20 protein-coding genes are annotated in these 22,245 nt (G+C 65.3%); 15 read left to right on the top strand and 5 right to left on the bottom strand.

Going from position 1 to position 22,245, the window contains the following annotated elements; all coding sequences use genetic code 11:
* Positions 1–82: 82 nt before the first annotated feature.
* Positions 83–2,314: a TonB-dependent hemoglobin/transferrin/lactoferrin family receptor gene (locus PSEWESI4_RS06100; protein ID WP_187670301.1), complete on the bottom strand. Its 2,232-nt coding sequence runs from the start codon at positions 2,312–2,314 to the stop codon at positions 83–85.
* A 239-nt stretch (positions 2,315–2,553) separates the two neighbouring features.
* Here PSEWESI4_RS06100 and PSEWESI4_RS06095 point away from each other — a divergent pair, with 239 nt between their 5' ends.
* From PSEWESI4_RS06095 to PSEWESI4_RS06070, 6 genes are all read left to right on the top strand, one after another.
* Positions 2,554–3,270 (top strand): energy transducer TonB, encoded by a 717-nt coding sequence (locus PSEWESI4_RS06095; protein ID WP_187670300.1) that lies wholly within the window; start codon positions 2,554–2,556, stop codon positions 3,268–3,270.
* A gap of 17 nt (positions 3,271–3,287) precedes the next feature.
* Positions 3,288–4,361: a hemin-degrading factor gene (locus PSEWESI4_RS06090; RefSeq protein WP_187670299.1), complete on the top strand. Its 1,074-nt coding sequence runs from the start codon at positions 3,288–3,290 to the stop codon at positions 4,359–4,361.
* A 161-nt stretch (positions 4,362–4,522) separates the two neighbouring features.
* Positions 4,523–5,407 carry a heme/hemin ABC transporter substrate-binding protein gene (locus tag PSEWESI4_RS06085; RefSeq protein ID WP_187670298.1) on the top strand — a complete coding sequence of 295 codons (885 nt, stop codon included), beginning with the start codon at positions 4,523–4,525 and terminating at the stop codon, positions 5,405–5,407.
* Positions 5,404–6,441: a FecCD family ABC transporter permease gene (locus PSEWESI4_RS06080; protein ID WP_456243205.1), complete on the top strand. Its 1,038-nt coding sequence runs from the start codon at positions 5,404–5,406 to the stop codon at positions 6,439–6,441. Before PSEWESI4_RS06085 ends, PSEWESI4_RS06080 begins: the two co-directional genes overlap by 4 nt.
* A complete protein-coding gene (locus PSEWESI4_RS06075) occupies positions 6,441–7,208 on the top strand; it encodes a heme ABC transporter ATP-binding protein (RefSeq protein ID WP_187670297.1) in 768 nt (255 codons plus the stop codon). The genes PSEWESI4_RS06080 and PSEWESI4_RS06075 overlap by 1 nt, the downstream gene beginning before the upstream one ends.
* Before the next feature lie 109 nt (positions 7,209–7,317).
* Positions 7,318–8,193, top strand: coding sequence for a ChaN family lipoprotein (locus PSEWESI4_RS06070; protein ID WP_187670296.1), 876 nt, complete (start codon positions 7,318–7,320; stop codon positions 8,191–8,193).
* Positions 8,194–8,600: 407 nt separating this feature from the next.
* Here the strand turns inward: PSEWESI4_RS06070 and PSEWESI4_RS06065 are convergent, their stop codons facing one another.
* From PSEWESI4_RS06065 to PSEWESI4_RS06055, 3 genes are all read right to left on the bottom strand, one after another.
* Positions 8,601–9,398, bottom strand: a complete 798-nt coding sequence (locus PSEWESI4_RS06065) for a Crp/Fnr family transcriptional regulator (protein ID WP_187670295.1) — start codon at positions 9,396–9,398, stop codon at positions 8,601–8,603.
* Between the two features lie 105 nt (positions 9,399–9,503).
* Positions 9,504–9,776, bottom strand: coding sequence for a TfoX/Sxy family protein (locus PSEWESI4_RS06060; RefSeq protein ID WP_187670294.1), 273 nt, complete (start codon positions 9,774–9,776; stop codon positions 9,504–9,506).
* Between the two features lie 100 nt (positions 9,777–9,876).
* Complete coding sequence (locus PSEWESI4_RS06055) at positions 9,877–11,439, bottom strand: bifunctional aminoglycoside phosphotransferase/ATP-binding protein (RefSeq protein WP_187670293.1); 1,563 nt, start codon at positions 11,437–11,439, stop codon at positions 9,877–9,879.
* Positions 11,440–11,553: 114 nt separating this feature from the next.
* Between PSEWESI4_RS06055 and mrcB the strand changes: the two genes are divergently transcribed.
* Genes mrcB through PSEWESI4_RS06040 form a run of 3 tightly spaced genes read left to right on the top strand, consistent with a single transcriptional unit; the run spans position 11,554 to position 14,971 of the window.
* A complete protein-coding gene (gene mrcB, locus PSEWESI4_RS06050) occupies positions 11,554–13,881 on the top strand; it encodes a penicillin-binding protein 1B (RefSeq protein WP_187670292.1) in 2,328 nt (775 codons plus the stop codon).
* A gap of 41 nt (positions 13,882–13,922) precedes the next feature.
* Positions 13,923–14,642, top strand: a complete 720-nt coding sequence (locus PSEWESI4_RS06045) for a tetratricopeptide repeat protein (RefSeq protein ID WP_187670291.1) — start codon at positions 13,923–13,925, stop codon at positions 14,640–14,642.
* Positions 14,642–14,971 (top strand): YqcC family protein, encoded by a 330-nt coding sequence (locus PSEWESI4_RS06040; RefSeq protein WP_187670290.1) that lies wholly within the window; start codon positions 14,642–14,644, stop codon positions 14,969–14,971. Before PSEWESI4_RS06045 ends, PSEWESI4_RS06040 begins: the two co-directional genes overlap by 1 nt.
* 19 nt (positions 14,972–14,990) lie before the next feature.
* Here the strand turns inward: PSEWESI4_RS06040 and PSEWESI4_RS06035 are convergent, their stop codons facing one another.
* Complete coding sequence (locus PSEWESI4_RS06035; protein WP_187670289.1) at positions 14,991–15,425, bottom strand: DUF4124 domain-containing protein; 435 nt, start codon at positions 15,423–15,425, stop codon at positions 14,991–14,993.
* Positions 15,426–15,832: 407 nt separating this feature from the next.
* Here PSEWESI4_RS06035 and PSEWESI4_RS06030 point away from each other — a divergent pair, with 407 nt between their 5' ends.
* The 6 genes from PSEWESI4_RS06030 (at position 15,833) to msrQ (ending at position 21,748) form a co-directional block, all read left to right on the top strand.
* The gene (locus PSEWESI4_RS06030; RefSeq protein WP_187670288.1) at positions 15,833–17,557 is read left to right on the top strand and encodes an acetolactate synthase 3 large subunit; all 1,725 of its coding nucleotides are present in this window, start codon (positions 15,833–15,835) and stop codon (positions 17,555–17,557) included.
* 2 nt (positions 17,558–17,559) lie between these two features.
* Positions 17,560–18,051 (top strand): acetolactate synthase small subunit, encoded by a 492-nt coding sequence (gene ilvN, locus PSEWESI4_RS06025; protein ID WP_187670287.1) that lies wholly within the window; start codon positions 17,560–17,562, stop codon positions 18,049–18,051.
* A gap of 40 nt (positions 18,052–18,091) precedes the next feature.
* A complete protein-coding gene (ilvC, locus tag PSEWESI4_RS06020; RefSeq protein ID WP_187670286.1) occupies positions 18,092–19,108 on the top strand; it encodes a ketol-acid reductoisomerase in 1,017 nt (338 codons plus the stop codon).
* Positions 19,109–19,240: 132 nt separating this feature from the next.
* The gene (gene pssA, locus PSEWESI4_RS06015) at positions 19,241–20,056 is read left to right on the top strand and encodes a CDP-diacylglycerol--serine O-phosphatidyltransferase (protein WP_187670285.1); all 816 of its coding nucleotides are present in this window, start codon (positions 19,241–19,243) and stop codon (positions 20,054–20,056) included.
* A gap of 64 nt (positions 20,057–20,120) precedes the next feature.
* Positions 20,121–21,131, top strand: coding sequence for a protein-methionine-sulfoxide reductase catalytic subunit MsrP (gene msrP / locus PSEWESI4_RS06010; protein WP_187670284.1), 1,011 nt, complete (start codon positions 20,121–20,123; stop codon positions 21,129–21,131).
* Positions 21,131–21,748: a protein-methionine-sulfoxide reductase heme-binding subunit MsrQ gene (gene msrQ / locus PSEWESI4_RS06005; RefSeq protein WP_187670283.1), complete on the top strand. Its 618-nt coding sequence runs from the start codon at positions 21,131–21,133 to the stop codon at positions 21,746–21,748. The genes msrP and msrQ overlap by 1 nt, the downstream gene beginning before the upstream one ends.
* Positions 21,749–22,245 lie beyond the last annotated feature (497 nt).

Below are 22,245 nucleotides of genomic sequence, written 5' to 3'. Positions count from 1 at the left end.
CTCTCCACGGCAGACCGGCGGATTATCCGGCAAGCCGTGGCGAGAGGGATAGGGCGCGCATCCTTGCGCGAAGACGTGGAACTCAGATTTCCCAGATCAGGTTGACCGCCGCGTGGCGGCCCGGCTGGGTGTAGCGGCCGAGGGACGGCGAGGCGGCGTCCAGGCCTTGCACGTCGCCCCAGTGCCAGTACTGCTTGTCGGTCAGGTTGAACAGCCCGGCATTGACCGAGAACTGCTCGGTGATCTGCCACCAGCCGTTGACGTCGAGGGTGCCGTAGCCCGGAGTGGCGAACTGCTCGCTGATCCGCACCGCGGCGGCCTGGGTGTCGTCGATGCGCTCCTTGGCGGCTACCAGGGTCCAGGTGAGGCCACCGCCGAACTGGCCGTTCGGTGCGGTGTAGTCCAGGCCGAGCACGGCCTTGAGCGGGTCGACGCTGTTGATCGGCTCGCCGGTTTCCTCGTTCTTGCCGCGTGCATAGGCGATCGAGCCCAGGGCGCGGACGCCGGCCGGCAGGCCGAACTGGTCGAGGAACAGTTCACCCTTGGCTTCCGCGCCGCGGATGGTGACCCTGTCGAGGTTCTGCGACTGGAAGGTCATCAGGCCGGAGCCGGTCGGGTCGGTGGTGGTGACCTGCTCGATGAAGTCCTTGTAGCGGTTGTAGAACAGCGCGATCCCGAAGCTGCCTGCGTCGTACTTGCCGCGCAGGCCGATTTCGTAGCTGTCGCTGGTTTCCGCTTCCAGGTTGGTGTTGGCGATGGTCTGGTAGCCCATCGCGGCGTTGACGAACTCGCCGAAGATGTCCACCGCCTGGGGAGCCTTGAAGCCGGCCGCGTACTGGCCGTAGAGGCTGTGCGCGTCGTCCAGTCGGTAGGTCACGCCGAGCTTGGGCGACAGGGCATGGTCGCTGTAGTTGGACGGGTTGGTGTCCAGCGGGTGGCCGTTGAGGTATTCCGGGGTGACGTCCGGTTCGAGCTTGTAGTGGTCGTAGCGCAGGCCGGGCAGCAGGGTCCAGCGACCGATCTCGATGCTGTCCTGCACGAACAGCGCGTATTCGGTGGTGGTCGGGTCCGGGAAGTCGCTGAGCGGGAAGACTTCCGCACCGAACGCCGGCGGGGTCGGCAGGCCGGTGTCGGAGAACACTTCGTTGCCTTTGCGCAGGTCGCTGCTGTCCAGGCGCTTGGTGTCCAGGCCGTAGATCAGGTGGTGGTTGGCCGCGCCGGTCTGGAACTGCTTGTCCAGCTTGACGTTGAGCGCCCACAGCTCTTCCTGGTAGTTGGAGTCGCGGCTGCGATCGCGGAACCTGCCGCTGGCGAAGCGCTGCTGGAAGGTCTGCTGACGGATTTCGCTGTCCTGGTAGCTCAGTTGCCAGTCGATGTTGTCGGCGATGACGCTGTTCACGGCGAACTGGTGCTGCAGGCTGACGCGCTCGCGGTCGGTGCTGTCCTTGGCGTCCGAGGTACGGACGGCCGCGGTGGTGCTGTATTCGCTGAGCACGCGGGTGTCGACGTCGTCCTGGTAGCGCTCGTAGGTCAGTTGCAGACGGTCGCTGCCGTTGTAGTTCCAGCCGCCCTTGACCAGCAGGTTCTGGGCTTCGAAGTCTTGCGAGTTGGCCTCTTCGCGGGTGTTGCCGATGCCGCCGCGGCCGCCGTAGGTGTCGATGGCCTGGCCGTCGCGGCGGCCGATGTGCAGCAGGCCGTCGACCTGCCCCTGGCGGCCGGCGAGGGTGGCGCTGCGCAGCCAACTGTCGTCGGCGCCGTCATAGCCGGCCTTCAGGCGGGCGTAGACGTCGTCGCCTTCGTCCAGATAGTCGGCGGCGTCCTTGGTCAGGAAGCTCACCGCGCCGCCGATGGCATCGCTGCCGTACAGCGAGGACGCCGGGCCGCGGATGATTTCCACCTGCTTGATGGTGTCCAGGTCGACATAGTCGCGGCGGGCATTCATGAACGGGCCGAAGGCGAAGGCGTCTGGCACTCCGACGCCATCCACCTGGGTCAGCACGCGGTTGCCGCCGATGCCTCGGATGGTGAAGCCGGACAGGCCGAAGCGGCTACCGGTTCCGCCCACCGAAACGCCCGACTCGTAGCGGATCAGGTCCTGGATGTCGTTCACGTTCTTCTGGTCGATGTCCCGCTCGGTCTGTACCGAGACGGTGCTGGGCACCTTGTCCAGGGTCGCCTCGGCCCGGGTGGCGGTGACTGTCACCGTGTCGAACTGGGTTGGCGTCCTGGCGGCTTCGGCGGCCAGCGCAAGGGAAGGCGAGAGCAGTAGCAAGGCCAGCAACGGACGGCGGGCGAAAGGCGGGCGGATCAGCATGGACGACTCCTGGTCTTGAGTGTTTTTCCTGCACGCCGGAATTGCTCGCTCTCAACGGCGGCTTCAAGTCGGTTTTCCGAGGCGCAGGCTCTCTCTCGAGTGCTTTCCGGCCCCGGTCATCCATGGGTACTTGGTACGAGCGTGCGGCGCTGCTGTGGCAGCGGGCAAAAACCTTAAATCAGCTTGACTGGTAAATGCAAATAAATATCAAATAGATTATCGTTTGTCTGGTTGGTTTCATGATGGTGCGGATACCGCTCTATGCGCTGCTATCGCTGACCTTGCACCTGGCCCTGATCTGGCTGGTGCAGGGGCAGTGGATGGCGCATGCGCATTCGCAGGTCCGGCAGCCGGTGCCCGAAGCCATGCTGGTGATGCTGGCGCCTCTGGAAGCACCGCCGGTGGCCGCGCCTCCCGCGCCCGCAGTGGTTACCAGGCCCGCCCCCAGTCGTCCGCGCACCGAGCCGGATCGGCCGGCGGTCAGGCCGGTCGAGCAGCCGAAAGTGGTCGCCAAGGCGGTGCAGCCGGTGGTCCGGTCCAAGGCTGCCGAGCTGGTCCGTCCGTCACGGCCGGTTGCCGAGCCCGTATCGCGGCCGGCTGGCCAGGTGAGTGAACGAAAGGTCGTGTCCGCCGCATCGCGCGCGCCACAACCGGTTGCGGTGCAGGAAGTGTTCAGCCGCGAGCCGTCCTTCCTGGAGCCGCCGAGGCAGCCTGCCTATCCGAGCCAGGCTCGCCGGCGCAATCAGCAGGGCATGGTGCTGGTAGAGGTTCGCCTCGACAGCTCGGGCGGGCAGCGCGAGATCAAGGTGCTGCGCTCATCGGGGGTCGACAGCCTGGACCGGGCGGCACTGGACGCCGTCTCCGGCTGGCGTTTCCGCCCGGAAACACAAAACGGAAAAGCGGTGCCCAGCCGCGTGCACATTCCCATCCAGTTCGCCCTGACGGCGAGCCGATAATCGTGAAGGAGTTCAAGATGACCACCCTAGCCCAACCACAGGCAGCCCAGGGCAGTCCGCTGTACCAGGCCTGGCAGACCCTGCGCGGCGAACAACCGAAACTGCGCGCGCGCGATGCCGCCGCCCATCTGGAGGTGAGCGAAGCCGAGCTGACCGCCAGCCGCCTGGGCGTCGATGCCGTGCGCCTGCGCCCGGAATGGTCCGAGCTGCTGCCGGCACTCGGCGAGCTGGGCTACATCATGGCGCTGACCCGCAACGAGCATTGCGTGCACGAGCGCAAGGGCTTCTATCGCGACGTCACGGTCAGCGGCAACGGACAGATGGGGCTGGTGGTTTCCGCGGATATCGACCTGCGCCTGTTCCTCGGCGGCTGGGCCAGCGTGTTCGCCATCGAGGAACGCACCGACCGCGGCGTGCAGCGCAGCATCCAGGTGTTCGACCGCCAGGGCGTGGCGGTGCACAAGGTATTCCTCACCGATCGCAGCGAAGAGGCGGCCTGGGCGCCGCTGGTGGCGCGTTTCCGTGCCGAAGAACAGAGCGCCGAGCTGGACCTGCAGCCGCTGCCCGAGCGTCCGGCACAGAAGGCCGACGCCGAGATCGACGTTGCCTCCCTGCGCGAGGGCTGGGCGAATCTGAAGGACACCCACCACTTCTTCGCCCTGCTGAAGAAGCACGGCACCGCCCGTACCCAGGCGCTGCGCCTGGCCGGTCGCGAATGGGCCGAGCCGCTGGACGTGAGCGAACTGCCGAAACTGATGGAGGAAGCGGGGCGTCGCGAGGTGCCGATCATGGTCTTCGTCGGCAACCAGCACTGCATCCAGATCCACTCCGGCCCGGTGAGCAACCTGCGTTGGCTGGACACCTGGTTCAACGTGCTCGACCCGGAGTTCAACCTGCACCTGAAGACCCCGGGTGTCACCGAACTGTGGCGCGTGCGCAAGCCGAGCAGCGACGGGGTGATCACCAGTTGGGAAGCCTTCGACGCCGATGGCGAACTGGTGATCCAGTTGTTCGGCGCCCGCAAGCCGGGTATCCCCGAGCGCGAGGATTGGCGCCAGTTGGCGGAGACCGCGCCGGCGTTGCCCGCCTGACGATTCGCGCCGAACCCGAAGGGGCGGCGCATCCCGCTATCGCCCAGCGCCGAGATTTATGCTCGGCGTTGCGTTATAACCAGCCGCTGAGCGTTTCACCGTGCGCGGGCCCCGGTCGCCCGGCGCGATGCCTGCCGCGTTCCTGATGGAGTCGATTGACCATGCGTCTCAAAGTTCATATTGCCGGCCTTTGTGCCGCCTTCCTGCTCGGCCAGGCGGTTGCCGCCGAGCCGTTGCCGCAACGCTGGGTCAGTGCTGGCGGTTCGCTCAGCGAATGGATCGTCGAGCTCGGCGGCCAGGACCGGCTGGTCGGCGTCGATACCACCAGCCAGCACCCCGCCGAGCTCAAGGAACTGGCGAGCATCGGCTACCAGCGCCAACTGGCCGCCGAGGGCATCCTCTCGCTCAAGCCGGACCTGCTGGTCGGCACCGAGGAAATGGGCCCGCCGCCGGTACTCGAGCAGTTGAAGGCGGCCGGCGTGCGCATCGAAACGCTGTCGGCCAAGGCCGACCTGACGACCCTGGAGAGCAACCTGACCCGTCTCGGTGAGCTGCTCGGCGATGCGCCGCGTGCCGCCCAGGTATTGGCGGACTATCGCCAGCGGCTGGAAACGCAGGCCGCGTGGGTGGCCAATGCCCAGCGCAGCCAGGCCGCGCCTCGGGTCATGTTGCTGCTCGGCCATGCCGGCAGCCGGCCGATGGCTGCCGGTCGGGATACCGCGGCGGCTTGGCTGATCGAGCGTGCCGGCGGTCAAAACGTGACCCCGCACAACGGCTACAAGGCGATCTCCACCGAGGCGCTGATGGCCCTGGACCCCGAGGTGGTGATCTTCGCCGACCGCAGCCTGGAGGGCGAAGCGGCTAAGCAGGCGCTGCTCAAGGAGAATCCGGCGCTGGCGGCGACCCGCGCCGCGCGTGACGGCCGCCTGGTGGCGCTGGATCCGACCCTGCTGGTCGGTGGCCTGGGACCGCGCCTGCCGGAGGGCCTGACGGAGTTGTCGGCGACCTTCTACCCGACAGCGCACACCGCCAAGATCCAACCATGAGGCCGGTGCTGACCCCGCGCGCACTGTTCGTCATTCTTTCCCTGGCCCTGCTGCTGGCGCTCTGGCTGTCCCTGGCCCTGGGGCCGGTCAGCCTGCCGCTGGGCGAGACGCTGCGTGCTTCCCTGCGCCTGCTTGGCCTGCCGCTGGCGGGCGACGGACAGGCTCAGGCGGAGCTCATCCTCGGCCAGATCCGCATGCCGCGTACCCTGCTCGGCCTGGCGGTGGGGGCGGTGCTGGCGTTGTCCGGCGTCGCCATGCAGGGGCTGTTCCGCAACCCGCTGGCCGATCCCGGCCTGGTCGGGGTGTCCAGCGGCGCCGCGCTCGGCGCGGCGTTCGCCATCGTCATCGGCGCCTCGCTGGGTGGCTTGCCCGATGCGCTGAGCCCCTATCTGTTGTCGCTGTGCGCCTTCGGCGGCGGCCTGGGGGTGACCGCGATGGTCTATCGCCTGGGCCGGCGCGACGGGCAGACCAACGTGGCGACCATGTTGCTCGCCGGCATCGCCCTGACCGCGCTGGCCGGCGCGGCCATCGGCCTGTTCACCTACCTGGCGGACGATGCCACGTTGCGCACCCTGACCTTCTGGAACCTGGGCAGCCTCAATGGCGCCAGCTACACCCGGTTGTGGCCGTTGCTGATCGTCACCGCCGGTGTGGCGTTGTGGTTGCCGCGCCGGGCCAAGGCCTTGAACGCCTTGTTGCTGGGCGAGTCGGAGGCGCGCCACCTGGGCTTCGAGGTCGAGCGGTTGAAGCGCGAACTGGTGCTCTGCACCGCTCTCGGCGTCGGCGCTGCAGTGGCGGCGGCCGGGCTGATCGGTTTCATCGGCCTGGTGGTGCCGCATCTGGTACGCCTGCTGGCTGGGCCGGATCATCGCGTGCTGCTTCCGGCCTCGGCCCTGGCCGGGGCCAGCCTGCTGCTGTTTGCCGATCTCGCCGCGCGCCTCGTGCTGGCTCCGGCCGAGCTGCCGATCGGTATCGTGACCGCGTTGCTGGGCGCGCCTTTCTTCCTTTATCTGCTGGTGCGAGGGCGAGCCTGATGGTGCGGGCGGAAAATCTGTGCGTCCGTCGTGGCGCGAAACCGGTGCTGAGCGATGTCCAGTTGGACCTGCTGCCCGGCGAGGTGCTTGGCGTGCTCGGCCCCAACGGCGCGGGCAAGAGCACTCTGCTCAGTGCCTTGTGCGGAGAGCTGAGCCCGTCCGCGGGGGCGGTGTATCTGGAGGAGCGGCCGCTGTCCGACTGGAACGGGCCGGAACGGGCCCAGCGGCTGGCGGTGCTGCCGCAGAGCTCGACGCTGAATTTCGGCTTCCGCGTAGAGGAAGTGGTGGGGATGGGCCGCTTGCCGCATGCCAGCGGCCGTCAGCGTGATCGGGAGATCATCGGTGAGGCGCTGGCTGCCGCGGATGCCGGGCATCTGGCTGGGCGCAGCTACCTCGAGCTGTCCGGCGGCGAGCGCCAGCGTGTCCACCTGGCCCGGGTGCTGGCGCAACTATGGCCGGGGGCGGAGGGGCAGAGTCTGCTGCTCGACGAGCCGACCTCAATGCTCGACCCGCTGCACCAGCACACCACTCTGCAGGCGGCGCGCGATTTCGCCGGCCGTGGCGTGGCCGTGCTGGTCATCCTCCACGACCTCAACCTGGCGGCGCGTTATTGCGACCGCATCCTGCTGCTCGACCAGGGACGCCCGCATGCGCTGGGAACCCCGGTCGAAGTACTGCGCGCCGAACCGCTGCAGGAGGTGTTCGGCCTGGAGGTGCTGGTGCAGCAGCATCCAGAACGTGGTCATCCCTTGATCGTTGCCCGCTGAAAGCGGTTTCACGTTTCTGTAGGCGCGAGGGCTGTTGCGGTTCAGGCTCTCGCGAATGGAGGGCTGGGCGTTCCCTCGCTCTTGCAGGTCAATTCTTTCCGAGGTGTCTATGCGTCTTGTCATGTTGCTGTGCCTGGCCTTGCTGGCCGCCTGCCAATCCGTTCCACCGCTACCCGCCTGGCAGAGCCCGGAAGGCCGGGACGATCCCGATCTGGGCGTGATCCGCGATCTGCGCAGCGGCGAGTCGATCACGCCGGAGCAACTGGTCGCGCGCCTGGCCGATGCGCCGCGAGTGCTGGTCGGTGAGCAGCACGACAACCCCGATCACCACGCGCTGCAACTCTGGCTGCTGCGTGCCCTGGCCGAGCGCCGCGAGCAGGGCAGCCTGCTGATGGAGATGATCAACCCCGACCAGCAGGACCAGGTCGACCAGGTGCGCGACGAACTGGCCGCCGGCCATCGGCCAGAGAACCTGCCGGGTGCGCTGGCCTGGCAGAAGAACTGGGACTGGTCGCTGTACGGGCCGATCGTTTCCTACGCCTTGGTCCAGCCGTACCCACTGCTGGCGGCGAACCTGGACCGCAGCGAGATCATGCAGGTCTATCGTTCGATCCCGCCGCTGAGCGGCACGGCCTCCACCACCGAAGCCGTGCGCGAAGCGCTGTTCACGCAGATCCGCGAGTCGCATTGCGGCCTGCTGCCGGAGAGCCAGCTACCGGCCATGCTGGCCGTGCAGCAGCAGCGTGACCGGCGCATGGCCGAGCGCCTGCTGGCGGCACCGACGCCGGCCCTGCTGTTCGCCGGAGCCTTCCATACCCGTCGCGATCTCGGCGTGCCGTTGCATCTGGCCGACCTGGGCAGCAGTGGCGAGCGCGTGCTGATCTTCGCCGAGGTCGGCAAGCCGGTCGCTGCCGGGACCGCCGATTTCGTCTGGTACACCGCCGCGCTGCCGGAACAGGACCACTGCGCGAAGCTGAGACGCTGATCGAAGGAAGGAGGAGGGCCTTCGCTTTTGGAGGGTGCGCCGCGCGCACCGATAGGACGACAACCCGATGTTCCTGGGAGCGACGCAAGCAGCTCCCAGGTAAACGGTGCGCGCGGCGCACCCTACAAGAGCGTCATGAGTGGGCGTTCTGCGTTGGGCATGAATCGCAGGCAAAAAAAGACCCGGCAGAGCCGGGTCAATAACCGTGATTAGCCTGATGAGGAGATAATCTGAAAAGTCCGACTGAATGGTCTCTCAGCTTATCGAACTGATCTCGCGACCAGTTGTGATAATAATAACAATTCTCATTTCATTGTCAACGGCTTTTTCCCATCTTTTTTCTCTCCCTGCCGCAGAAGCAGAAAACCCGGCGCTCGGGCCGGGTTTTCGTGACTTCCGTTCGCCGTTCAGGCTTCGCGCGGCAGGCGCAACTGGGTGACTTCCTTGTTCAGCAGGTCGATGCGCCGCGCCATGCTCTCGACCAGGCTGTGGGCGATGCGCGGGTTGCTCTGCATCAGGCTGAGGAACTGTTCCTTGGGAATCACCATCACGGTGCACGGCTCGCTGGCCAGTACGGTGGCGCTGCGCTTCTCGCGGGTGAACACGGCCATGGCGCCGAAGATCTCGTCCTTCTGCACGTCGCCGACCTTGTGGCCGTCGACATAGGCCTCGGCATGCCCTTCGATGATGATGAACACGTGGTCGGCTTCGTCGCCCTGGTGGATCAGCTCCTCGCCGGCGGCGAAGTGCTGGAAGCCGGTGGCCGGGCGGATTTCCGGCTGCTTGAGGCGAGCCAGCGCATCGGAGAGCAGGGCGGTGTGGCCGACCAGGTACTGGATGAACAGCTCCTGGCGCTGCTCGCTGGCATAGATGTGCTGGAACACGTCGCTGCGTTGGTAGGGGATCAGGCTCAGCGGCTCTTCGCTGGCGTAGCGGCAGCTCGGCAGGTCGATGCCCTGGCGCAGGCCGACCAGATCGCCTTCCTGCAGGTAGAACAGCGGGCGTTCGTCGACCAGCGCATGGAGCAGTCCGTTCTCGATCAGGAACAACTGGTTGCCGGGCAGGACCTGGGCCAGGTCGTCGCTGCGTTCCACGCGGATGGGCGCCCCGGCGGGTGTCAGCCCTTCCAGCAACTGACTGGGGATGCTCTGGAGACGATTGATAAGCTGATCGGCGTAGGCCGGTTGCTCCCCGAGTAGATACATACAGTAATTCCTTGACCTGGCTGAACTGACTTAAGGGGCCTTCGCCCGCGGAAACAATATGCTGCGTCACACTTTGCGTAAATCATCCTTGGCAGAGGTTGTGAGCTAGCTCTTGTTACGTAGCGTGAGGGCATCGAGTTGGCCGTTCAAGGCTTCTTTGCGGGATGCCGGCAGTTCGTTCCAGTGCACGTCGAGCAGGGCACCCTCGATGGCGTAGAGCAGCACCTTCGAGGCGCGGAAACCTCGGGCCTGTACTGCCCGGTAGGCATCGACCGCGCCCAGGCGGCGCAGGTCGGTGGCGCTGTGGATGCCCACTGCGTGCAGCCATTGTGCCGAGGTTTTGCCGAGGTTCTTCAGGCTTTGCAATTCGTCGTTCATGACGCCTCCTTTCCTTAGGGCTGCGCGCTGGCCCCGGGCGGCCTGGAGGAAAGTGTAGCGGCCATCGGGAAAAGCGCGGCATCAGGAGGATGCCGGGACCCTAGAGTCCCGGCAGGCGCTGACGAATGGCGGCGATCAGGTTGTCCAGGCTGGCGCTTTCGTGGGTATCGATGCGCTTGCTGTGGCTCTGCTCCTCGGCGCTCAGTGGTTCCCGGCTGGCCTGCTGCGCGGCGATGACTTCGAGGGTGGCGTCGGACGGGTCGGTGCCGGCCTGCTGGCGCTGCTCCAGCCAGGAGGCGATCACCGCCTGTGGCGCCTGGCAGTCGAGGATCAGGAACGGCACGCCGGTGTTCTCGGCGATCTGCCAGGCAGCCTGGCGGTGTTCCCGTTGTAGGTAGGCGGCGTCGATCACCACCGGGAAGCCGGCCTGCAGCGCGCGTTCGGCCAGTTCGTGCAGGCGCTGGTAGGTGGCGACGCTGGCCTCCTGGTTATAGATGCCGCCATGCAATTGGCCCCGTGCGGCGCTGGGCTGCTCGCCGAACAAGCGTTTGCGCTCGACATCCGAACGCAGGCGGATGGCGCCCAGCGCTTCGACCAGTTGCATAGCCACGTGGCTCTTGCCCACCGCGGAGACGCCATGGGTGATGGCCAGCAGGCGCGAGGGGATGGCGCTGTAGCTTTCCGCCAGGGCGGCGTAGTTGCGGTATTGGCGGAGGATCGCCGCACGCTGCACTGCGTCCTGCTCCTGGGTGAGCCGGAACAGGCTGACCTTGGCGCGCACCAGGGCGCGATGCGCCTTGTAGAAGTTGATCAGTTCCAGCGCCGCGTAGTCGCCGGTGTGCTCCAGCCAGGCGTTGATGAAGCGCCGCGACAGCGACTTGAGGCCGCGGTCCTCCAGATCCATGGCGAGGAAGGCGGCGTCCGAGACGATGTCGATCAGGCGGAACGGCTCGTTGAACTCGATGCAGTCGAACAGCACCACCTTGCCATCCAGCAGGGTGGCGTTGCCGAGGTGGATGTCGCCGTGACATTCGCGGATCGAGCCGTCAGTGGCGCGCTTCGCGAGCAGCGGCTCGAGGCGCTTGAAGTTGTCTTCGGTCCACGCTTCGAGGGCGTCCAGGCGCAGCAGGTCGGCCTTGTCGCTGAGCAGCGGGCGGATCTGTTCGAAGTTCTGCCGCATCGGCGCAACGCTCGCGGCGGGCGAGCACAGCGGATGATCGGTTGGCACGGCCGGCGTCTGGGCGTGGAAATCGGCGATCTGCCGGGCCAGCGCATCGATATGCGCACAGGTCAGCTCGCCACGGGCCTGAACTTCGCTGAGCAACTGGCTCTGCGGGAACTGGCGCATCTTCAGCGCGTATTCGATGGCCGGGCCGTCGTCGCCCAACTGGGGGGACTCCGCGCTGCCGGTGATCGGCAGAACTTCCAAGTAGAGGCCTTCGGTCAGGCGCTGGTTGAGGCGCAGCTCCTCGCCGCAGAAGTGCCGGCGGGCATCGAGGTCGGTGAAGTCGAGGAAGCCGAAGTTCACCGGTTTCTTGATCTTGTAGGCATAGGGGCCGGTAAGCAGGACCCAGGAGATGTGCGTCTCGATGACCTGGAAGCTCTCCACCGGATGGGGATACAGAGCGGGATTCTGCAGGGCGGTGATCAGGGTCTGGCTCACGGTGGGTCCTTGCGGCGACGGTTTGACGAGCGCGCATTATGGCCGTCGGGGCAGTGTGTGCAAACCGCCGGAGTGCACATTGCGGGCCAGGCAAAGTGCGTATAATGCGCCGCCATGACACGTACTCGATCCCCCCGCAATTCCCGTTCGCGCTCGCGCCGCGGTTCCTCTGGCATGCGCCCCTGGCTGGGCTGGGCACTCAAGCTGAGCCTGGTCGGCCTGGTGTTGCTGGCCGGCTTCGCCATCTACCTCGATGCCGTGGTGCAGGAGAAGTTTTCCGGCAAGCGCTGGACCATCCCGGCCAAGGTCTACGCCCGGCCGCTGGAGCTGTTCGTCGGCCAGAAGCTGGCCAAGGACGATTTCCTCACCGAGCTGGATGCCCTCGGCTACCGTCGCGAGTCGGCGGCCAACGGCCCTGGCGCGGCCTCCGTGGCGGGCAACAACGTCGAGCTGCACACCCGTGGCTTCCAGTTCTATGAGGGCGCCGAGCCCGCCCAGCGTGTGCGGGTGCGGTTCTCCGGCGATTACGTCGCCGGCCTCACCCAGGCCAACGGTGCCGAACTGGCGGTCGCGCGCCTGGAGCCGCTGCTGATCGGCGGCCTGTACCCGGCGCACAACGAAGACCGCATCCTGATCCAGTTGGACCAGGTGCCGCCCTATCTGGTCGAAACGCTGCTGGCGGTGGAAGACCGGGACTTCTACGAGCACCACGGCGTTTCGCCCAAGTCCATCGCCCGTGCCGTATGGGTCAACACGACCAGTGGCCAGGTGCGCCAGGGTGGCAGCACGCTGACCCAGCAGTTGGTGAAGAACTTCTACCTGACCAACGAACGCAGCCTCGTGCGCAAGATCAACGAGGCGATGATGGCCGTGCTGCTGGAGCTGCACTACGACAAGCAGGAAATCCTCGAGGCCTACCTCAACGAGGTGTTCCTCGGCCAGGACGGCCAGCGCGCGGTGCACGGCTTCGGCCTGGCCAGCCAGTACTTCTTCAGCCAGCCGCTGGCCGAGCTGAAGCTACACCAGGTGGCGTTGCTGGTCGGCATGGTCAAAGGGCCGACCTCCTACAACCCGCGCCGCAATCCCGAGCGCGCCCTGGCGCGACGCAACCTGGTGCTCGACCTGCTGGCCGAGCAGGGCGTGGTGACTGCCGAAGAGGCCGCCGCGGCCAAGCAGAAGCCGCTCGGCGTGACCAAGCGCGGCAGCATGGCGGACAGCACCTATCCGGCGTTCCTCGACCTGGTCAAGCGCCAACTGCGCCAGGACTACCGCGACGAGGACTTGACCGAGGAAGGGCTGCGCATCTTCACCAGCTTCGACCCGATCCTCCAGTCCAAGGCCGAGACCGCCCTGGGTACCACGCTGAAAGGCCTGGCCGGCCGCAAGGGCATCGATCAGGTCGAGGCGGCCATGGTGGTGACCAACCCGGAAACCGGTGAGATCCAGGCCATGATCGGCAGCCGTCAGCCGCGCTTCGCCGGCTTCAACCGCGCGCTGGATGCCGTGCGGCCGATCGGCTCGCTGGTCAAGCCGGCGGTCTACCTGGCAGCCCTGGAGCGGCCCAGCCAGTACACCCTGACCAGTTGGCTGGTCGACGAACCGTTCTCGGTGAAAGGCCAGGACGGCCAGATCTGGCGTCCGCAGAACTACGACCGCAAGGCCCATGGCACTATCTACCTGTACCAGGGGCTGGCCAACTCCTACAACCTGTCCACAGCCAAGCTGGGCCTGGAAGTGGGCGTGCCGACGGTACTCAGGACGCTCGAACGGCTGGGGGTGTCGCGCAGTTGGCCGGCCTACCCGTCGATGCTGCTCGGCGCCGGTTCGCTCACCCCGATCGAAGTGGCGACCATGTACCAGACCCTCGCCAACGGCGGCTTCAACACCCCGTTGCGCGGTATTCGCAGTGTGCTGACCGCCGACGGCCAGCCGCTCAAGCGTTATCCGTTCCAGGTCCAGCAGCGTTTCGATCCGGGGGCCATCTACCTGGTGCAGAAGGCCATGCAGCAGGTGATGCGCGAAGGCACCGGGCGCTCGGTGTACAACCAGTTGCCCGGCTCGCTGACCCTGGCCGGCAAGACCGGTACCAGCAACGACTCGCGCGACAGTTGGTTCGCCGGTTTCAGCCAGGACCTGCTGGCGGTGGTGTGGATGGGCCGCGACGACAATGGATCGACTCCGTTGACCGGCGCCACCGGCGCGCTGCAGGTGTGGGCCGGCTTCATGCGCCGCGCCGATCCCTTGCCGCTGAACATGCCGCTGCCGGACAACGTGGTGATGGCCTGGGTCGACGCCGGCACCGGGCAGGGCTCGGCCTCCGGTTGTCCGAACGCGGTCCAGATGCCTTATATTCGCGGTAGTGAGCCGGCCCCCGGCCCGGGCTGCGGCCTCCAGGCACCGGTGGATTCGGTGATGGACTGGGTGCGCGGCTGGATGAATTGAGCCCGTTCGCGGCCCTGGCCGCCAACTGACGAGGAAGTGTTGTGAACAAGTGGTTGATCCCCGCGCTGGTCTCCGGCGTCCTGTTGACTGGCTGTGCGACGAACCCGCGCGGCTCGATTCCTGTTGTGGACTCCGGCGCACCGATTTCCGAAGAGCAGGAAGGCGGCCAGGCGTACCAGGCCCAGCAGGCGCCTGGCGCGCCGCAGGCACTGCCCGAGGATTCCGGGGTGGTGGTGATGGTGCCGCCGCAGTCTTCCAGCCAGGCATTCCCGGCTTCCAGCGCGCCGATCTCCGGCTCGATCGATGGCGAGCCCATAACCCCGGGCCCCGTCACCGGCAGCACGCCTGGCCAGACGCCGAGCTACAACGCGCCGATCCCGAGTGCGCCGAGCGGGATTCCGTCGAATGGTGGTGGTGGCCTGGCCGCCGATGAGCAGTTGGACGGCCCGGTGCTGGCACTGTTGACCACCGCGCAGCAACAGCAGGGCGGCGGCGACCTGAATGGTGCCGCTTCCAGTCTCGAACGCGCCCAGCGCATCGCGCCGCGCGAACCCCAGGTGCTCTACCGCCTGGCCGAGGTGCGCCTGGCTCAGGGCGATGCCGCGCAGGCCGAGCAGGTTGCCCAGCGCGCGCTGACCTATGCCGGCGGGCGTCCCGCCTTGCAGGCCAGTCTCTGGGAGCTGATCGCCAAGGCGCGCGAGCAGCAGGGCAATGCCGCCGGTGCTGCGCAGGCCCGTGAGCGAGCGCGGGTCAACCTCTGATGGACGCTCGCGTGCCGAAGCTGGCCGAGCAGTTGCTACTGATCGAGCGGGAGCTGCGCCTGCTGGGGTTCTGGTCGGCCGAGTCGCCGGCCGACGAGGCGTTGGCCAGTCTGGAGCCGTTCTGCGTCGACACCCTGAGTTTCGAGGAGTGGCTCCAGTGGATCTTCCTGCCCCGGATGAAGGTGCTGATCGAGCAGGAGAAGGTCCTGCCGGAGACTTCCGGCATCCGCCCGATGGCGGAGGTCGCCTACCGTGAGCAGCCCGTGGAGACCCGCAGGCTGCTGGAGTTGCTGGGCGAGTTCGATCGTCTGATCAATCGCAAGGTCTAGGGCGCCAGGCCCCGCTCCCTTACTGGCAGTTTTCCTGGATCGCCTTTTCCGTCTCGCGAATCCGTTGCTGGCGTTCTTCTTCGTCGATGCGGCGCACTTCGCCGTTGTCGTCGGTCACCCGCACGCGCGGGTTGTTGCGCAGTTGCGCCAGGTTGTTGCGGGTGTTCTCGCAGTATTTCTTGCGCTCGAGCTCCTGGCTGGCGACTTCTTTCTTGATCTTCTCGTCGAGGGCCTTCTGCTGGTCGTCGGCGCTGGCGTCGGCCGGCGGCAGCGTCGGTGCTACCGACCTGATCTGCGGGACGGTGGTGTTGATCTGGGTGGCGGCCTGTCCCTCCGGCGGCTGGGCGCCGAAATGGGTGACGCCTTTCTCGTCGACCCACTTGTACACCTGGCTGGCCATGGCGGAGGCGCTGAGGGCGAGCAGCAAGCTGCCGGTGAGAATCATGCGTCCCATTGCTGTTTCCTTCTGAGGGCGGCGTAACGTGCTGGCTACTATAACCAAAAGCCGTGGATCGTCATCCTGCGTCAGATCACAGCGTAGATGTTAATTAGCCCACGCCATGGCTTGACTTGCCCCGGTCGAATCCGAACAATTCGAGGTTCGCTGTAGTGGGCCAGCCGTGGGCTAACTCGCTCGGCAGACCATGAGGTGCACACCCGCGCCGACCTGCTTTACCCGTACCGCGTTACCTCGCGCTGGGTGGGAGAATCCCCCAACATCCGGGACGATCCCAATACTTGCTCAGTCAGTAGCTGACGTAGTCGGCGACCACACGTCGCTCATGCTCTCTGCTTGGCAGTAAACCTACTTCGATTGCCGTCTGGTTTTGACGGTCTTCTAGCGTTCCAGAGGTGAAAAACGTGGAGCTTTTATCCGGCGCTGAAATGGTCGTCCGCTCATTGCGTGACGAAGGCGTTAAGTACATCTACGGGTACCCGGGCGGTGCCCTGCTGCATATCTACGACGCGCTGTTCAGGCAGAATGATGTCACCCACATCCTGGTCCGGCACGAACAGGCTGCCACCCACATGGCCGACGGCTACGCCCGCGCCACCGGCAAGCCGGGCGTGGTGCTGGTGACCTCCGGTCCCGGCGCGACCAACGCCATCACCGGCATCGCCACCGCCTACATGGATTCCATCCCGATGGTGGTGATCTCCGGCCAGGTGCCGAGCAACATGGTTGGCACCGATGCCTTCCAGGAAACCGACATGGTCGGTATTTCCCGGCCGATCGTGAAACACAGCTTCATCGTCAAGAATCCCTCGGAAATCCCCGAGGTGATCAAGAAGGCCTTCTACATCGCCCAGTCCGGCCGTCCCGGCCCGGTGGTCGTCGATATCCCGAAGGACATGGGCGACCCGACCCAGAAATACGAGTACAGCTACCCGAAGAAGGTCAAGCTGCGCTCCTACAGCCCAGCCGTACGCGGCCACTCCGGGCAGATCCGCAAGGCCGCCGAGATGCTCCTCGCCGCCAAGCGGCCGATCCTCTATTCCGGCGGCGGCGTGATCATGGGCGGCGCGGCCGAGCAGCTCACCGCGCTGGCGCGCCTGCTCAACCTGCCGGTGACCAACACCCTGATGGGCCTTGGCGGCTACCCGGGCACCGACCGCCAGTTCCTCGGCATGCTTGGCATGCACGGCAGCTACACCGCCAACCTGGCCATGCACCATGCCGACGTGATCCTCGCCGTCGGCGCGCGTTTCGATGACCGGGTGATCAACGGCGCCAGCAAGTTCTGCCCGAACGCCAAGATCATCCACATCGACATCGACCCGGCTTCTATCTCCAAGACCATCAAGGCCGACATCCCGATCGTCGGTCCGGTCGACAGCGTGCTGAGCGAGATGCTCGCGATCCTCGCCGAAATCGGCGAGACCCCGAGCAAGGACAGCATGGCCAGTTGGTGGAAGCAGATCGACGAGTGGCGCGGCACCCGAGGCACCTTCCCCTACGACAAGGGCGACGGCAGCATCATCAAGCCGCAGCACGTGATCGAGACGCTGTGGGAAGTGACCAGAGGCGATGCCTACATCACCTCCGACGTCGGCCAGCACCAGATGTTCGCCGCCCAGTACTACAAGTTCGACAAGCCCAATCGCTGGATCAACTCCGGTGGCCTGGGCACCATGGGCTTCGGTTTCCCGGCGGCGATGGGCATCAAGCTGAGCTTCCCCGAGGAAGAGGTGGCCTGCGTCACCGGCGAGGGCAGCATCCAGATGAACATCCAGGAGCTGTCGACCTGCCTGCAGTACGACCTGCCGGTGAAGATCGTCAACCTCAACAACGGCGCGCTGGGCATGGTCCGCCAGTGGCAGGACATGCAGTACAACAGCCGTTACTCGCACTCCTACATGGAATCGCTGCCTGACTTCGTCAAGCTGGTCGAGGCCTATGGTCACGTGGGCATTCGCATCACCGACCTGAAGGACCTCAAGCCGAAGATGGAAGAAGCCTTCGCCCTGAAGAATCGCCTGGTCTTCCTGGACATCCAGGTCGACACCAGCGAGCACGTCTACCCGATGCAGATCCGGGACGGCTCCATGCGCGATATGTGGCTGAGCAAGACGGAGCGGACCTGATCATGCGACACATCATCTCCCTGCTGCTGGAAAACGAACCGGGCGCCCTGTCGCGCGTGGTGGGCCTGTTCTCCCAGCGCAACTACAACATCGAAAGCCTGACCGTGGCGCCGACCGAGGACCCGACCCTGTCGCGTCTGACCCTGACCACCGTCGGCCATGACGAAGTGATCGAGCAGATCACCAAGAACCTCAACAAGCTGATCGAAGTGGTCAAGCTGGTGAACCTGTCGGAAAGCGCCCATATCGAGCGCGAACTGATGCTGGTCAAGGTCAAGGCCACCGGCGCCCAGCGCGCCGAGATCAAACGCACCACCGATATCTTCCGCGGGCAGATCGTCGACGTGACCAGCAGCGTCTATACGATCCAACTGGCCGGCACCAGCGAGAAACTGGACAGCTTCATCCAGGCCATCGGCACCGCCTCGATCCTGGAAACCGTACGCAGCGGCGTCACCGGCATCGCCCGTGGCGACAAAGTGCTTAGCATCTGATTAGTGAGCGGCCACAGCGGCCATAGATAGGGGAACTCCCATGAAAGTGTATTACGACAAAGACTGTGACCTCTCGATCATCCAGGGCAAGAAAGTTGCCATCATCGGCTACGGTTCCCAGGGGCACGCCCAGGCCTGCAACCTGAAGGATTCCGGCGTCGACGTGGTCGTCGGTCTGCGCAGCGGCTCGGCCACCGTGGCCAAGGCCGAGGCCCACGGTCTGACCGTCAAGAGCGTGAAGGACGCCGTCGCTTCCGCCGACCTGGTGATGATCCTCACCCCCGACGAATTCCAAGGCCGTCTGTACAAGGACGAAGTCGAGCCGAACCTGAAGCAGGGCGCCACCCTGGCCTTCTCCCACGGCTTCGCCATCCACTACAACCAGGTAGTGCCGCGCGCCGACCTGGACGTGATCATGATCGCGCCGAAGGCCCCGGGCCACACCGTGCGTTCCGAGTTCGTCAAGGGCGGCGGCATCCCTGACCTGATCGCCGTCTACCAGGACGCTTCCGGCAACGCCAAGAACGTCGCCCTGTCCTACGCCTGCGGCGTCGGCGGCGGCCGCACCGGCATCATCGAGACCACCTTCAAGGACGAGACCGAAACCGACCTGTTCGGCGAGCAGGCCGTTCTCTGCGGCGGTTGCGTGGAGCTGGTCAAGGCCGGCTTCGAGACCCTGGTTGAAGCCGGTTACGCGCCGGAAATGGCCTACTTCGAGTGCCTGCACGAGCTGAAGCTGATCGTCGACCTGATGTACGAAGGCGGCATCGCCAACATGAACTACTCGATCTCCAACAACGCCGAGTACGGCGAGTACGTGACCGGCCCTGAGGTGATCAACGCCGAATCCCGTGCCGCCATGCGCAACGCCCTGAAGCGCATCCAGGACGGCGAATACGCGAAGATGTTCATTGCCGAAGGCGCCGCCAACTACCCGTCGATGACCGCCTACCGCCGCAACAACGCCGCTCACCCGATCGAGCAGGTCGGCGAGAAGCTGCGCGCGATGATGCCGTGGATCTCGGCCAACAAGATCGTCGACAAGTCCAAGAACTGAGGACTGGCGATGGGAAAAGACGCGGCTTCGGCCGCGTTTTTTCATTCTGTGCCCGGGCTTCTGGTATAAAGCCAGTGCGCCGGGGTGGCAGCATCTCGGTCGAACCATTCAAACCGTTGCAAGGTGTTGTACATGAGCGAACGCCCCGAGGAGCCGAACCCGACTCCAGAAGCAGAAAGCCTGTTGCCCATCGATGAACACATCGAGGAGGGCCACGATGCCGACGGTCGCAAGGTCCGTCATCGCGGCATCTATCTGCTGCCGAACCTGTTCACCACGGCCAACCTGTTCGCCGGCTTCTACTCCATCATCAGTGCCATGAGCGGCCACTTTTCCGTGGCGGCGGCGACTATCTTCGTCGCCATGGTGCTCGACAGCCTGGACGGCCGCGTCGCGCGCCTGACCAACACGCAGAGCGCCTTCGGTGCCGAGTACGACTCGCTGTCGGACATGGTCGCCTTCGGCCTGGCCCCGGCCCTGCTGGCCTACGAGTGGGCGTTGAGCGATCTGCGCAGCGTCGGTCTGGCGGTCGCCTTCATCTATGTGGCCGGCGCGGCGCTGCGCCTGGCGCGTTTCAATACGCAGATCGGCAAGGTCGACAAGAAGTGGTTCATCGGCCTGGCGAGCCCGGCGGCAGCCGGTGTCGTGGCCGGTATCGTCTGGGCTTTCAGCGACTTCGGCATCAAGGGCTCGAACATGTCGTTCATCGTCGCCCTGCTGGTGGCTGCCGCCGGCGCGCTGATGGTCAGCAACATCAAGTACTACAGCTTCAAGGACCTCGACCTGAAAGGGCGCGTACCCTTCGTGGCGATCCTCATCGTGGTACTGGCCTTCGCCGTGGTGTTCAGCGATCCGCCGCGCATTCTGCTGCTGATCTTCCTGGCCTACGCGGCCTCCGGACCGGTGCAATATTTGTTGCAACTGCGCCGCCGCAAACAGGCCGAGTGATGTAATTTTCTGCCGGCTCCGCAGTCCATGTAGCAATAGCCCTTGCGTACGCTGCGGAGCCGTCATGCTGATCCAGATCCCCCCGCCATCTGCCTCCCGCGAGTCGGAGGTCACTCCGGAGTCCGTCTATCTGTCCCGCCGAAGCCTGCTGGCGGCGGCTGGCGGACTCGCTGCGCTGGCGATGCTGCCGGCTGCGAGGGCTGCGACGGAAGCCTCTCCCTATGCCGACGTGGAGCCTGCCAGGGCACCCGACTGGTTCGTCGACAAGCTGAGCGCCACGCAATGGCGGGCGGTGGTGCCGGGAGACGAAGCCGTGGCACCTTTCAAGACGGCCACCCGCTACAACAACTTCTACGAGTTCGGCCCCGACAAGACCGACCCGGCCGCCAGGGCTGGCTCGCTGGTGACCGAGCCCTGGACGGTGACCATCGATGGGGCGGTGGCCAGGCCCGGGCGCTATGCGCTGGAGGACCTGGTCAAGCCGCAGCAGTTGGAGGAGCGCATCTACCGGCTGCGCTGCGTCGAAGGCTGGTCGATGGTCATTCCCTGGTTGGGCTTTTCGTTGGCGGACGTGCTCAAGCGCGCCGAGCCGACCGGGCAGGCGAAATTCGTACGTTTCGAGACCCTGGTCGACCCCGAGCGGATGCCTGGGCAGCGCTCCGGTTTTTCCCTGCTCGATTGGCCCTATGTCGAAGGTTTGCGCATGGACGAGGCCATGCACCCGCTGGCTATCCTCGCCGTGGGCATGTACGGGCGCATCCTGCCGAATCAGAACGGCGCGCCGTTGCGCCTGGTGGTGCCGTGGAAGTACGGTTTCAAGAGCATCAAGTCGATCGTGCGCATCAGCCTGGTCGAGGAACGGCCCCGAACTACCTGGGAGACCTCGGCGCCGCATGAGTACGGCTTCTACGCCAACGTCAATCCACAGGTCGACCATCCGCGTTGGAGCCAGGTCCGTGAGCGCCGGCTGCCGGGAAGCCTGTTCTCGCCGAACATCATTCCGACCCGCATGTTCAATGGCTACGACGAAGTGGCGGGGCTGTACAGTGACCTGGACCTGCGGAAGTACTACTGATGCGTTACCGGGCGTGGCGAGTCATCGTTTTCCTTCTGGCCCTGGTGCCGCTGTCGCTTTGGAGCTACCAGGCCTGGATACTGGCTCTGGGCGCTGACCCGGGGAAGACGCTGGTCGATCGCTTCGGCCTGGCGGCACTCAGCTTCCTGCTCATCACCCTGGCGATGACGCCGCTGCAGCGGCTGACCGGGTGGGGTGGCTGGGTCGCGGTTCGTCGCCAGCTTGGCCTGTGGTGCTTCACCTATGCCTGCCTGCATATCACCGGCTATGCGGTATTCCTGCTGGGGCTGGATATCCAGCAACTGCTCATCGACTTCGCGAAACGGCCTTACATCTTCGTCGGGGCGCTGGCCTTTCTCGGCCTGCTGACGCTGGCGCTGACCTCCAACCGTTTCAGCATGCGGCGTCTGGGCAGGCGCTGGAAGATGCTGCATCGACTGGTCTACGTCACCCTGTGCCTGGTCCTGCTGCATATGTTGTGGGTGGTGCGCTCCGATCTCGGCGAGTGGCTCATCTATGCGCTTATTGGCGGTGGGCTGTTGCTGCTGCGAGTGCCATGGCTGCCCGCTCGCCTGTTTTCCCGTTCGATAGTGGTTATGACAAAGAAACTTCAATAAGTGCTTGACGCGGTTTCTGACGCCCCTATAATGCGCACCACTTCCAGTGCGGAACTGCTCGAAAAGTTCTTGATAATCAAAAGGTTATCGAATGGATCGAGTGGGTTTTAGGTCGGATTGACCGGTGTTGGAAGGGCGTTTCGGGGAGGTTGACAGCGTCTTGGGATGCTGTAAGATTCGCCTCCCGCTACCGAGCAGGGTGTAAGGGTTCGGTGGTGCAAGCGGTTGAAGTAGAAAAGAAATTTTCGAAAATAACGCTTGACGGGAAGTAAGGCTGCTGTAGAATGCGCGGCCTTGGTTGAGGCGAAAGGCTCACCCGACTGTTCTTTAACAAGTGAATCAAGCAATTCGTGTGGGTGCTTGTGGGGTAAGACTGGTGGTCGCAAGATTATCAGCAACACAAGCAAACACTCGTGAATTCGAGAGTTTATTGCGATTGCTGAGCCAAGTTTAGGGTTTTCACAAAACCCGATCAGTATTGAACTGAAGAGTTTGAT

This window comes from Zestomonas carbonaria, assembly GCF_904061905.1.
GTDB lineage: Bacteria > Pseudomonadota > Gammaproteobacteria > Pseudomonadales > Pseudomonadaceae > Aquipseudomonas > Aquipseudomonas carbonaria.
Note: the sequence above shows the minus strand (reverse complement) of the source record. Positions and strands in the feature narration are given on the sequence as shown.